The following is a 12,693-nucleotide window of genomic DNA, read 5'->3' as shown; positions in this document are numbered from 1 at the left end:
GGTTCAGTCCGTTCCCGGGCGATTAGCTCAGTGGGAGAGCGCTTCGTTCACACCGAAGAGGTCACTGGTTCGAACCCAGTATCGCCCACCGGGAAAGGCCGGTCCGTCATCGACGGACCGGCCTTTTGTATGCCGCGGCGGCCGGACGTGGTGGAGCGGGCTGTACCCCGGTCCGGGTGCGCGCACCATGGTCCGGCCGGATCCGGCTGCCTAGCGTGAGGGGTATTCCGACCCTCACGAAGGAGTCCTCCTATGACCTCCGTGTCCAAGTCCCTGCTGTGGCTGCTCCTGATCGCCGGCCTCGCGGGCAACGTCTTCCTGAACTTCGCCGTGGAGGACGGCCCGCTGCAGATCGTGCTGGGCGCGCTCTGCGGGGTGTGCGCCCTGGGGGCGATCGCCGGGCTCGTCGTCCGGCACAGGGCCCGCTGACGCCACCCCGGGTCGCACGGGGTCAGGCCACCACGGACAGTTCGGTCCGCAGCGGCCACCCGGGATCCACGGCCTCCGGGGTTCCCTGGCGGGTGAACCAGGCCTGGAGACCACGGGCCTGGGCCGCGTGCCAGCTCGTCTGGAGCGCGTGCAGTTCACCCGGCGTCAGCCGCTCCAGACGGGCGGCGAACCGGCGCCCTATCGCCCGTACCAGCTCCAGCGAGGCCGTCGCGTCCACCGCCGCGTCGTGGGCGCCGTCCAGCGGGATCTCGTACTGCTCGCACAGATCGGTCAGGGCGCGGTGGCCCTTGCGGTAGCGGTCCAGGTGCGTGTCGAGGACGCTCGGGTCCAGGACGCGCAGCGGTGACTCACCCAGGTACCGGTCCAGCGACGAGGCGCGGTGGCGCCTCAACTCCCGGTCCAGCAGGGTGAGATCGAAGGGGGCGTCCATGACGACCAGGGGGCGTCCCGCGGCGCACTGCTCGGCTATCCCCTTGGCTATCTCCGCGACCACGGGCGACGGCCAGCGGCCGTTGCGCTGCAGATGGAGATCGGTCAGCCCGTGTATCCCGGTGGCGCCCGCGGGCACCGGGACCCCCGGGTTCACCAGCCAGCGGGTGATGCGGGGCCGCCCTCCCGGGGCGTCCTGGAGGATCAGCGCGGCAGAGACGATGCGGTCCCTCTCGACGTCCACGCCCGTCGTCTCGGTGTCAAAAGCGGCCAGAGGTCCTTCGAACCAGCACGGCATGTCCCAACTCCTCGCGCTCACTCGGCAGATGGCGTGCGACAGCTGCACGATTCGGTGATACCCGGCTGTTTGCCGCATACGCCCGCCCGGGACGACCCGGGTGGGCCGCGCCCGCCCCGGGATCGCGCGGACGGCGAAGCCGCGATCGTGGCGCAGCTCACATCCGGCTGCGGATCGCACCGGCGCGCGCGGGTGGGGACGCACAACCGTTTCGCAAACCGCGCCCCGGGCTCGGTACGATTCAGACGCGCAGCGTTCCGCTGGCGCACCCCCTGAGTCAGGAGAGACCGGTGTCAGACGTCCGTGTGGTCATCCATCGCGATTCCGAGCGGGAAGAGCGCGTGGTGACGACGGGCACTACGGCAGCCGAGCTCTTCACCGGTGAGCGCAGCATCGTGGCGGCCCGGGTGGCCGGTGAGCTGAAGGACCTGTCGTACGCCGTGGCCGACGGCGACGAGGTCGAGCCCGTCGAGATCTCCTCCGAGGACGGCCTGGCCATCCTGCGCCACTCCACCGCGCACGTCATGGCCCAGGCCGTGCAGGAGCTCTTCCCCGACGCGAAGCTCGGCATCGGCCCGCCGATCAAGGACGGCTTCTACTACGACTTCGACGTCGAGCGGCCGTTCACCCCCGAGGACCTCAAGGTCATCGAGAAGAAGATGCAGGAGATCCAGAAGCGCGGCCAGCGCTTCTCGCGCCGGGTCACCACGGACGAGGCCGCCCGCGAGGAGCTGGCCTCCGAGCCGTACAAGCTGGAACTCATCGGCCTCAAGGGCTCCGGCGCGGTCGAGAACGCCGACGACGGCGCGAATGTCGAGGTGGGCGGCGGCGAGCTGACCATCTACGACAACCTCGACCCGAAGACCGGCGAACTGTGCTGGAAGGACCTCTGCCGGGGGCCGCACCTGCCGACCACCCGGAACATCCCGGCGTTCAAGCTGATGCGCAACGCCGCCGCCTACTGGCGCGGCAGCGAGAAGAACCCGATGCTCCAGCGCATCTACGGCACCGCGTGGCCGACCAAGGACGAGCTGAAGGCGCACCTGGAGTTCCTGGAGGAGGCCGCCAAGCGCGACCACCGCAAGCTCGGCAACGAGCTGGACCTCTTCTCCTTCCCCGACGAGATCGGCCCCGGTCTCGCGGTCTTCCACCCCAAGGGCGGCATCATCCGCCGGGCCATGGAGGACTACTCGCGGCGGCGCCACGAGGAGGAGGGCTACGAGTTCGTCTACAGCCCGCACGCGACCAAGGGCAAGCTCTTCGAGAAGTCCGGCCACCTGGACTGGTACGCCGACGGCATGTACCCGCCCATGCAGCTCGACGACGGGGTGGACTACTACCTCAAGCCGATGAACTGCCCGATGCACAACCTGATCTTCGACGCGCGCGGACGTTCCTACCGTGAACTGCCGCTGCGCCTCTTCGAGTTCGGCACGGTGTACCGGTACGAGAAGTCGGGTGTCGTCCACGGCCTGACCCGCTCGCGCGGCTTCACCCAGGACGACGCGCACATCTACTGCACCAGGGAGCAGATGGCGGAGGAGCTGGACAGGACGCTCACCTTCGTCCTGAACCTGCTGCGCGACTACGGCCTGACCGACTTCTACCTGGAGCTCTCCACCAAGGACCCGGAGAAGTTCGTCGGCTCGGACGAGGCGTGGGACGAGGCCACCGAGACGCTGCGCCAGGTCGCCGAGAAGCAGGGCCTGCCGCTGGTCCCGGACCCGGGCGGCGCCGCGTTCTACGGCCCGAAGATCTCGGTGCAGTGCAAGGACGCCATCGGCCGCACCTGGCAGATGTCGACCGTGCAGCTCGACTTCAACCTGCCGGAGCGCTTCGACCTGGAGTACACCGGCCCGGACGGCACCAAGCAGCGCCCGGTCATGATCCACCGTGCCCTGTTCGGTTCCATCGAGCGCTTCTTCGCGGTGCTCCTGGAGCACTACGCGGGCGCCTTCCCGGTCTGGCTGGCCCCGGTCCAGGCGGTCGGTATCCCGATCGGCGACGCACACATCCCGTACCTCCAGGAGTTCGCCGCCAAGGCGAAGGCCAAGGGGCTGCGGGTCGACGTGGACGCCTCGTCGGACCGGATGCAGAAGAAGATCCGCAACCAGCAGCGGGCCAAGGTGCCCTTCATGATCATCGCGGGTGATGAGGACATGGCCAACGGCGCCGTGTCGTTCCGCTACCGCGACGGATCGCAGGAGAACGGCATCCCGGTCGAGGACGCCATCGCCAAGATCCAGAAGGCCGTGGAGGACCGCGTCCAGGTCTGATCCGCGTCCGATCCGCGCCGTGCGGGAGGCCTCCGGAGAGCTACTGGCTCTCCGGAGGCCTCTTCTCGTCCTCCCGTGCGAACACCTGCAGCAGCCACGAGGAGAACGAACCGGTCACCGCTCCCAGCAGCGCGATACCGCACCCCATCATGGCCACGGCGATCACGCGTCCCCATGGCGTCACCGGGGTCACGTCGCCGTATCCGACCGTCGAGAGAGTGGCGGCGGCCCACCACACGGAGTCCCCGAAGGTACGGATGGTGGCGCCGGGTGCGGAGTGCTCGCAGTTGTAGACGGCGAGGGCGCCGGCGAAACCGAGCAGCAGGGCCGACAGGCCCGCATAGGAGATCACCCGGCCCTGGAGGCTCAGCCGCGGCTCCTCCCGCCTCTGCTGTACGGCGGTGTAGATCTTCACCAGACGCAGGGGCCGCAGCAAGGGCAGGATCAGCACCACCGTGTCCAGCCAGTGCGACCGCACGAAGCGCACGCCCTGGCGGCTCAGTACCAGCCGCACCGCGTAGTCCGCCGCGAAGACCAGCCAGGTCGCCAGGGTCAGGGCGAGGGCGAGGTCCCGCCAGACCGGGTCGGCTCCCCGCGCCAGTACGCGGACCGCGTAGCAGGCGAGAAAGAGCAGCGAGGCCGCGAACAGCGGCCCTTCCGTGCGCTGTTCCCAGCGGGGCAGCCGCCTGTCGGGCTCCGGGAGGTCCATCGGCACAGCATCGCCGCAGTGTCTGCCCCCGGTGCCCCGGCGACACGTTCCGAACGGGGGAAGCCATATGCTGCACTGCATGACGAGTGAGCCGGAGCAGCAGATCGGAGTGGGGACGCAGGACGCGTTCCAGCGCCTGTGGACGCCCCACCGGATGGCGTACATCCAGGGGGAGAACAAGCCGAGCGGGTCGGACTCGGGCGACTGTCCGTTCTGCTCGATCCCGTCGAAGTCGGACGAGGACGGGCTCGTCGTCGCGCGCGGGCAGCATGTGTACGCGGTGCTCAACCTCTACCCGTACAACGGCGGGCACCTCATGGTCGTGCCGTTCCGCCACGTCGCCGACTACACGGACCTGGACGCCGCGGAGACCGCCGAGCTGGCCGAGCTGACCAAGCGGGCGATGACCGCGCTGCGCACGGCTTCCGGTGCGCACGGGTTCAACATCGGTATGAACCAGGGGGAGTCCGCAGGGGCGGGCATCGCCGCGCACTTGCATCAGCACGTCGTGCCCCGCTGGGGTGGCGACACCAACTTCATGCCGGTCGTCGGGCACACCAAGGTGCTGCCGCAGCTGCTGGCCGACACCCGGGCGATGCTCGCCGCCGCCTGGCCGGAGTGAGCGGGCCCCGGGGCCGCTGAGGAAGCCCCGGGGTGCCGCAGCGCTCCGGCGGCGCGGTGTCAGGCGTCGTAGACGTCGGCCTTGCGCGGTGTCGGGTCCTGGACCAGTCCGCTGAGGACCATCGACCGGTTGGTGAAGGCGTCGGTGTTCACGCCGTGCTCGTCCAGGACGCGCATCGCCGCCGTGTGCACCGCGCGCAGTACGGGCGTGGCCGCGCGCATCGCGTCGTCGGCCATGAAGCGGTGCCGCCAGGGCTTGTCGGCCCAGGCGTGCCGCATACCGAACGGCTCGGGCAGGGTGATCTTCCCGCCGCAGAAGTCGAGGACGGGCGGGAACCAGGTCAGCGGGGCGCGGGCGGCGAGGCGGACCACCTCACGGGTCTCGACCAGCGGCAGGTTCACCTCCCGCGTCTCCCAGAACTTGACCGCCTTGTTGACCTGCTTGGTCTTGGCCGCGGGCTTGGTGGTGAACAGCGAGTGCACCGGGCCGAGCGCGTGGCCGGTGACCTCGATGCGCAGGGTCTCGTGGAGCACCGTGACGGTGATCATCATCGTGATCACCAACTGGCCGTCCCAGAGCGTGAACTGCACGCCCAGATAGTGGCGGTCACCGCTGCCGAACTGCTGCTCGTTGCAGATCCGCTGTATCTCGTGGCCCTTGATCTGGAAGGCCTCGACGTCCTCGCCGTCGGGCCTGCTCACCTCACCGGCGTTCTCCCCGACGGGGGCCACGATCCAGTGCTTGACGGAGGGGGCCGGGAAGCCGCCGGTGTGCAGCGGGCCGCGCTCCAGCATCCGCAGCCGGTCGTGGATCGCCCGGATGACGTCCCAGCTGCGGAATCCGTGGATCTCGGTGCCGGCCTCGCGGGGCACGAGCTCCTCGGCGAGCTGCCAACTGCCCCAGCGGGTGCCCATGCCGAGTATCCCCTTGGGCCCCGCGTAGAAGACCGAGTTGGACTGCTGCTCGGCGGTCAGCTTGGCCAGCGACTGGCGCAGCTGCTCGGCCGCCGTCTCGGTGGGGTTGCGCGGTACGGCCTCGGGGATCTTCGCGCCGACGCCGCCGCCGGAGAGCAGATTGTCCCAGCGCGCCCGCAGGTCCTTGGCCGTCGTCTCACAGATCCGCCGGGCACATACCCAGCCGATGACCGGAGCGACGAACATCGCCCTGAGGTACAGCGCCCCGATGCCGCCGAACGGCAGTTTCACCAGGAAGATGACCACGACCCCGCCGACAGCCACCAGCAGGGTGGTGCCCAGCGCGCCCGCGCGGCGGTTCTGGGCCCCGGCAAGGGTCCGCCGCAGCTGGAAGACGCCCAGCCAGAGCAGCAGCCCCGGCAGGAAGACCAGGCCGAACACGGCCATCACCACAGTGAGTTTGGTGTCGCGTTCCTTACGGATCCGGGTGGCCGCCAGGCAGTGCTCCACCACCGTCTGGGGCTCGGTCCCGAAGGACTGGATGAGCGCCTTGCGGGTGCCGCCGAGCATCCGTACCTGCACGGCGCGGGAGAAGGACTCGCCCAGATTCGGCTCGAAGAGCGAGAACTTGCCCTTCTTCACATCCGTCTTGTGCCACTCGCTGTTGGCTTTGAGTATGTCCTCGACCGGGCTGTCACGGTACGCAGCCGAGGCGAGGGCATGGGTCGCAGCGGTCTGACCCGCTGCCCCCTGGAGCGGGACCTGTGCTCCCGGAATGAAATCGAATCCGTCGTTCGCCACCGCTGCCCCCATCGCCGCACGCAACCGCTGCTGCGGCTGTTCCCCACTGCCGGGCCCCGCACACCTCCCGGACCCTGTCCACCTGGTGGGCCCGGTACACCTGCTGAGCTGGGACCACAGCGTATCGGGGACGCTCCCCGTCCGTCATGGGACAACGGAATACCCACCACCGCAAGGTGATTGAGTGCCTGTCACCGTCAACTACAAGCCGTTCTGCGACTGTTCGCGCATCCGGTCGGCGACCCGCTGCGGCATCGGTTCGTGCCGGGCGTACGACCGGCTGAACTGCCCGGCGCCGTGCGAGAGGGACCGCAGGTCGACCGCGTACCGCCCGATCTCGATCTCGGGCACCTCGGCCCGTACCAGCGTGCGTCCGGGGGCCGCCTGCTCGGTGCCGACCACCCGGCCGCGCCGTCCGGACAGATCGCTCATCACCGGGCCCACGAAGTCGTCAGGGACCAGCACCCGCACCGTGACCACCGGCTCCAGCAGATGGATCACGGCCTCCCGCGCCGCCTCCCGCAGGGCCAGTGCGCCCGCTGTCTGAAAAGCCGCGTCCGAGGAGTCCACGGAGTGGGCCTTGCCGTCCCGCAGGGTGATACGGATGTCCACGAGCGGATGGCCCGCCACGACACCCCGCGCGGCCTGGGCGCGCACCCCCTTCTCCACGGAGGGGATGAACGGGCGCGGAACCGAGCCGCCCACCACCTCGTCGACGAACTCGATCCCCGCCCCGGGCGGCAGCGGGTCGACCTCGATCTCGCAGATCGCGAACTGGCCGTGGCCCCCGGACTGCTTGACGTGCCTGCCGCGCCCGACGGCCCGCTCGCCGAAGGTCTCCCGCAGGGACACCCGGTACGGCACGGCGTCCACCCGGACCCCGTACCGGCTCTGCAGCCGCTCCAGCGCCACCTCCCGCTGGGCCTCTCCCAGACACCACAGCACCAGCTGACGGGTGTCCGGATTCTGTTCCAGGCGCATGGTCGGGTCCTCGGCGACCAGCCGGGCCAGCCCCTGCGAGAGCTTGTCCTCGTCCGCCTTGCCGTGCGCGGCGACGGCAAGCGGAAGCAGCGGGTCCGGCATGACCCAGGGCTCCATCACGAGCGGGTCGTCCTTCGCCGACAGGGTGTCACCGGTCTCGGCGCGGGTCAGCCTGGCCACACAGACGAGATCCCCCGCGATGCACTCACGCACCGGGTGCTGGTGCCTGCCGAACGGGACGGAGAGGGCGCCCACCCGCTCGTCGACGTCGTGGTCCTCGCGGTCCCCCTGGTCACGGCCGGACGCACCGTGGCCCGAGACGTGCACCGTCTCGTCGGGGCGGAGCGTGCCGGAGAAGACCCGCACCAGGCTGACCCGGCCCACGTACGGATCGGACGCCGTCCTGATCACCTCGGCGACCAGCGGCCCCCGGGGATCGCAGCCGACCGCGGGACGCGGGGCGCCGTCCGGGGTGGTCACCGCGGGGGCCTCGCGTTCCGGCGGGGTGGGAAATCCGCGGGTGACGAGGTCGAGCAGTTCGACCGTGCCGAGCCCCTGCCCGGCCCCGTCCGCAGCCGGCGCCGCAGCGAGCACCGGGTGGAAGACACCGCGGGCGACCGCCCGCTCCAGGTCGCCGATGAGCGTCTTGACGTCGATCTCCTCGCCGCCGAGATAGCGGTCCATGAGGGTTTCGTCCTCGCTCTCCGCGATGATCCCCTCGATCAGCCGGTTGCGGGCCGTCTCGATCAACGGCAGCCGGTCGTCGCCGGGCCGGGACTCCGTACGCGCTCCCGACGCGTAGTCGAACAGGCGCCGGGTGAGCAGCCCGGCCAGCCCGGTCACCGGGGCGTGCCCGTCGGGCCCCTGCGGCCCGTACAGCGGCAGATACAGGGGGAGTACGGCGTCGGGGTCGTCGTCGCCGAGCACCCGGCCGCACACCCGCGTCAGCTCGGCGTAGTCGGTGCGGGCCGTGTCCAGATGCGTGACGACGATGGCCCGCGGCATCCCGACGGCCGCGCACTCCTCCCACACCGCCCGGGTCGCACCGGCGATGTTCCCGGCGTCCTGGGCGGCCGACACGACGAAGAGGGCCGCGTCCGCCGCCCGCAGCCCGGCCCGCAGCTCACCCACGAAGTCGGCGTACCCGGGGGTGTCGAGCAGATTGATCTTGACGCCGTCCCATTCGACGGGAACCAGCGAGAGCTGCACCGACCGCTGCTGGCGGTGCTCGATCTCGTCGTGGTCGGAGACCGTCTGGCCGTCCTCGACGCGTCCGGCCCGGTTGACCGCCCCCGCGGTCAGTGCCAGGGCTTCGACCAGGGTGGTCTTGCCCGATCCGCTGTGGCCGACCAGCACCACGTTCCGTACGGACGTGGGGTGGCCGGCCGTGGTCGCCCGGCCGGCGGCCCCGGGATGTGCGCTCGCCTTGTCGCCCATGATGTGTGCCTCCCGGTCCGGAACGAGGGACGTTGCACGGTTGCACGGTGGGTCGGGACGCGGGCAGGACGAGCCGCAGTGCGCGGCGGCAACGGTGACGCCCGCGGTCATTCGAGCTTTCCACTCCGCTCACCGTGCGTCCATACGTGCGCCTCCCGCGGTGTCCGGGGGCCCGTGCGGAAGAGGGCCCGGCGGTGGAGGTCCGCGGTCCTGGCTACGATGGGCCAGCCGGTGGCCAACGGGGCCGCACGGCCCACCGACCCCTCGGGAAGGCCATGCTGAACAAGTACGCGCGTGCATTCTTCACGCGTGTCCTCACGCCGTTCGCCTCGTTCCTGCTCCGCATCGGGATCAGCCCCGACGCGGTGACTCTGATCGGCACGGCCGGAGTGATGGCGGGTGCACTGGTCTTTTTCCCCCGGGGAGAATTCTTCTGGGGCACGATCGTCATCACCCTCTTCGTCTTCTCCGACCTCGTCGACGGAAACATGGCGCGCCAGGCCGGGATTTCGAGCCGCTGGGGCGCATTCCTCGACTCGACCCTCGACCGGGTCGCGGACGGAGCGATCTTCTCCGGGTTCGCGCTCTGGTACGCGGGCACCGGCGACAACAACATGCTCTGCGCCGTCGCCCTCTTCTGCCTGGCCAGCGGCCAGGTGGTCTCGTACACCAAGGCCCGCGGCGAGTCCATCGGGCTCCCGGTCGCGGTGAACGGCCTGATCGAACGGGCCGAGCGGCTGGTCATCTCCCTCGTCGCCGCCGGTCTCGCCGGGCTGCACAAGTTCGGGGTGCCCGGCATCCAGATCCTGCTGCCGATCGCCCTGTGGATCGTGGCCGCGGGCAGCCTGATCACCCTGGTGCAGCGGGTCGTGACCGTACGCAGGGAGTCCGCCGAGGCCGATGCCGCGGCGGCCGAAGCCGCTGCCCGGGGCAGCGAGTCGGTATGAGGGAACGGCTGACGGACGCCCTGTACGGACTCGGCTGGGGCGCGGTCAAGAAGCTGCCCGAACCGGTAGCCACCCGCCTCGGCCGCCGGATCGCTGACTTCGCCTGGCGGCGGCGCGGCAAGAGCGTGCTGCGACTGGAGTCGAACCTGGCGCGCGTGGTGCCCGACGCGGGGCCCGAGCGGCTCGCCGAACTGTCCCGGGCCGGGATGCGCTCGTACATGCGGTACTGGATGGAGTCGTTCCGGCTGCCCGCGTGGAGCGAGCAGCGGGTGCGGACCGGTTTCGACGTCCAGGACGTCCACCACCTGACCGACGGGCTCGCGGCGGGGAAGGGCGTCGTCCTGGCGCTGCCCCACATGGGGAACTACGACCTCGCGGGCGCCTGGGTCACCACCGAGCTGGCGGTGCCGTTCACCACGGTCGCCGAACGGCTCAAGCCCGAGACGCTCTACGACCGGTTCGTCGCCTACCGCGAGGGACTCGGCATGGAGGTCCTGCCGCACACCGGCGGCTCGGCCTTCGGCACCCTGGCGCGGCGGCTGCGGGACGGCGGGCTGGTCTGTCTGGTCGCCGACCGCGACCTGTCCGCGTCGGGCGTCGAGGTGACGTTCTTCGGCGAGGCCACCCGGATGCCGGCCGGTCCGGCGCTGCTGGCCCAGCAGACGGGCGCGCTGCTGCTGCCGGTGACGCTCTGGTACGACGATTCGCCGGTGATGCGGGGCCGGGTCCATCCGCCCGTCGAGGTGCCGGAGACAGGTACCCGCCCCGAAAAGACGTCCGTGATGGCACAGGCGCTGGCTGATGCCTTCGCCACCGGAATCGCCGAGCACCCGGAGGACTGGCACATGCTGCAGCGCCTCTGGCTCGCCGACCTAGAGCGCCGTCAGGAGCCCTCGTGAAGATCGGCATCGTCTGCCCGTACTCCTGGGACGTGCCCGGCGGGGTCCAGTTCCACATCAGGGACCTCGCGGAGCACCTGATCGGCCTCGGCCACCAGGTGTCCGTTCTGGCCCCGGCGGACGACGAGACCCCGCTGCCGCCGTACGTGGTGTCCGCGGGGCGGGCCGTGCCCGTGCCGTACAACGGTTCGGTCGCCCGGCTCAACTTCGGCTTCCTCTCCGCCGCGCGGGTCAGGCGCTGGCTGCACGACGGCACCTTCGACGTGATCCACATCCACGAACCCACCTCGCCGTCGCTGGGCCTGCTCACCTGCTGGGCCGCACAGGGGCCGATCGTCGCCACCTTCCACACGTCCAACCCGCGCTCGCGGGCGATGATCGCCGCGTACCCGATCCTGCAACCCGCGCTGGAGAAGATCAGCGCGCGGATCGCGGTGAGCGAGTACGCGCGCAGGACCCTGGTCGAGCACCTGGGCGGCGACGCGGTCGTCATCCCCAACGGGGTCGACGTCGGATTCTTCGACCGTGCCGAACCCAGGCCCGAATGGCAGGGCGGCACCATCGGCTTCATCGGCCGGATCGACGAGCCGCGCAAGGGGCTGCCGGTGCTCATGCGGGCGCTGCCCGGGATCCTCGCCGAGCGTCCGGACACCCGGCTGCTCGTCGCGGGGCGCGGCGACGAGAAGGAAGCGGTGGCCACCCTGCCGGAGGAGATGCGCGAGCGCGTCGAATTCCTCGGCATGATCAGCGACGAGGACAAGGCACGGCTGCTGCGGAGCGTCGACGTCTATGTCGCGCCGAACACCGGCGGGGAGAGTTTCGGGATCATCCTCGTCGAGGCGATGTCGGCCGGAGCGCCCGTGCTGGCGAGCGACCTCGACGCCTTCGCCCAGGTCCTCGACCAGGGCGCGGCGGGCGAGCTGTTCGCCAACGAGGACGCGGAAGCGCTGGCCGCGGCCGCCGTACGGCTGCTGGGCGACGAATCACGCCGGGAAGAGCTGCGCAGGCGGGGCAGTACGCACGTCCGCCGCTTCGACTGGTCCACGGTCGGCGCGGACATCCTGGCGGTGTACGAGACGGTGACGGACGGCGCGGCCTCGGTCGACACCGATGAACGGGTCAGCCTGCGGGCGCGGTTCGGCCTCGCCCGCGACTGACGGGGCGCACGACGGCGCGGGACGTGGTGCCTGACAGCGCCGCGTACGCCGTCGGCCGGGAGCCGGGAGCCGGGGCCCGGGAGCCTGCGGTCGTCTCGCCCGGCGTCCGGGCCACCGCGGCCCGGTAGCCTTTCCGCCCGTGACCGTAACCCTCATCATCTGGATCGTCATCGCGTTCATCGCGGTCGGCATGTACCTGAGCTGGACCGCCGGACGGCTCGACCGGCTGCACGCGCGCATCGACGCCGCGCGGGCCGCCCTCGACGCCCAGCTGCTGCGCCGCGCCTCGGTCACCCAGGAGCTGGCCACCTCCGGTGTTCTCGACCCGGCGGCCTCGATCGTGCTCTACCAGGCCGCGCACGCCGCCCGGCAGTCCGAGGAGGAGCACCGCGAGGTGGCCGAGAGCGACCTCAGCCAGGCGCTGCGGGCCGTGTTCGGCGAGACGGCCCAGGTCGAGGCCGTACGGTCGGCGCCGGGCGGCGAGGAGGCGGCCGACGAACTGGCCGCGGCCGTGCGGCGGGTGCCGATGGCCAGGCGCTTCCACAACGACGCGGTCCGGGCGGCGCGCGCCCTGCGTACCCATCGCAAGGTCCGCTGGTTCCGGCTGGCCGGACACGCGCCGTTCCCGCTGGCGTTCGAGATGGACGACGCTCCGCCGGTGGCGCTGGCCGACCGGCCCGGGACGTAGGCCGGTCGGGGCGGTCCTCGCCGGCCCGGGGTGTCCGGCAAGGAACGCACGAGCGGAGCGGTACCGACAGGCCGCACCGCGGCGA

General features: G+C 70.9%; 11 protein-coding genes and 1 tRNA gene. 8 read left to right on the top strand and 4 right to left on the bottom strand.

Annotation, left to right across the window (positions count from 1 at the left end):
* The first annotated feature begins 16 nt into the window (after positions 1-16).
* A tRNA-Val gene (locus OG709_RS05585) sits at positions 17-88 on the top strand.
* A gap of 164 nt (positions 89-252) precedes the next feature.
* Positions 253-429, top strand: a complete 177-nt coding sequence (locus tag OG709_RS05580) for a hypothetical protein (protein WP_250303412.1) — start codon at positions 253-255, stop codon at positions 427-429.
* A gap of 22 nt (positions 430-451) precedes the next feature.
* On the opposite strand, the gene OG709_RS05575 is transcribed toward OG709_RS05580, so the two are convergent.
* On the bottom strand, positions 452-1,177 hold the full coding sequence (locus OG709_RS05575) for a 3'-5' exonuclease (protein ID WP_266643936.1): 726 nt from the start codon (positions 1,175-1,177) through the stop codon (positions 452-454).
* Between the two features lie 290 nt (positions 1,178-1,467).
* On the opposite strand from OG709_RS05575, the gene thrS reads away from it, so the two are divergent.
* Complete coding sequence (thrS, locus tag OG709_RS05570; RefSeq protein ID WP_266643937.1) at positions 1,468-3,453, top strand: threonine--tRNA ligase; 1,986 nt, start codon at positions 1,468-1,470, stop codon at positions 3,451-3,453.
* Between the two features lie 40 nt (positions 3,454-3,493).
* Here thrS and OG709_RS05565 read toward each other — a convergent pair whose 3' ends face one another.
* The gene (locus tag OG709_RS05565) at positions 3,494-4,162 is read right to left on the bottom strand and encodes a potassium channel family protein (RefSeq protein ID WP_250303421.1); all 669 of its coding nucleotides are present in this window, start codon (positions 4,160-4,162) and stop codon (positions 3,494-3,496) included.
* Positions 4,163-4,229: 67 nt separating this feature from the next.
* Between OG709_RS05565 and OG709_RS05560 the strand changes: the two genes are divergently transcribed.
* The gene (locus tag OG709_RS05560) at positions 4,230-4,784 is read left to right on the top strand and encodes an HIT family protein (protein ID WP_250303423.1); all 555 of its coding nucleotides are present in this window, start codon (positions 4,230-4,232) and stop codon (positions 4,782-4,784) included.
* 59 nt (positions 4,785-4,843) lie between these two features.
* On the opposite strand, the gene OG709_RS05555 is transcribed toward OG709_RS05560, so the two are convergent.
* Together OG709_RS05555 and OG709_RS05550 are read right to left on the bottom strand one after the other, a co-directional pair.
* Positions 4,844-6,499, bottom strand: coding sequence for a hypothetical protein (locus OG709_RS05555; protein WP_329165085.1), 1,656 nt, complete (start codon positions 6,497-6,499; stop codon positions 4,844-4,846).
* Between the two features lie 201 nt (positions 6,500-6,700).
* Positions 6,701-8,917 (bottom strand): elongation factor G-like protein EF-G2, encoded by a 2,217-nt coding sequence (locus tag OG709_RS05550; RefSeq protein ID WP_329165083.1) that lies wholly within the window; start codon positions 8,915-8,917, stop codon positions 6,701-6,703.
* Between the two features lie 275 nt (positions 8,918-9,192).
* On the opposite strand from OG709_RS05550, the gene pgsA reads away from it, so the two are divergent.
* The 4 genes from pgsA (at position 9,193) to OG709_RS05530 (ending at position 12,608) form a co-directional block, all read left to right on the top strand.
* Positions 9,193-9,864 (top strand): phosphatidylinositol phosphate synthase, encoded by a 672-nt coding sequence (pgsA, locus tag OG709_RS05545; RefSeq protein WP_250303430.1) that lies wholly within the window; start codon positions 9,193-9,195, stop codon positions 9,862-9,864.
* Positions 9,861-10,763 carry a phosphatidylinositol mannoside acyltransferase gene (locus OG709_RS05540; protein WP_266643939.1) on the top strand — a complete coding sequence of 301 codons (903 nt, stop codon included), beginning with the start codon at positions 9,861-9,863 and terminating at the stop codon, positions 10,761-10,763. The genes pgsA and OG709_RS05540 overlap by 4 nt, the downstream gene beginning before the upstream one ends.
* Complete coding sequence (locus OG709_RS05535; RefSeq protein ID WP_329165081.1) at positions 10,760-11,920, top strand: glycosyltransferase family 4 protein; 1,161 nt, start codon at positions 10,760-10,762, stop codon at positions 11,918-11,920. The genes OG709_RS05540 and OG709_RS05535 overlap by 4 nt, the downstream gene beginning before the upstream one ends.
* A gap of 139 nt (positions 11,921-12,059) precedes the next feature.
* Positions 12,060-12,608, top strand: a complete 549-nt coding sequence (locus OG709_RS05530; RefSeq protein WP_250303437.1) for a hypothetical protein — start codon at positions 12,060-12,062, stop codon at positions 12,606-12,608.
* Positions 12,609-12,693: the final 85 nt, after the last annotated feature.

Source organism: Streptomyces sp. NBC_01267, from assembly GCF_036241575.1.
GTDB lineage: Bacteria > Actinomycetota > Actinomycetes > Streptomycetales > Streptomycetaceae > Streptomyces.
The sequence above is the reverse complement of the archived record's forward strand: the minus strand, read 5'-3'. Positions and strand labels throughout refer to the sequence as shown.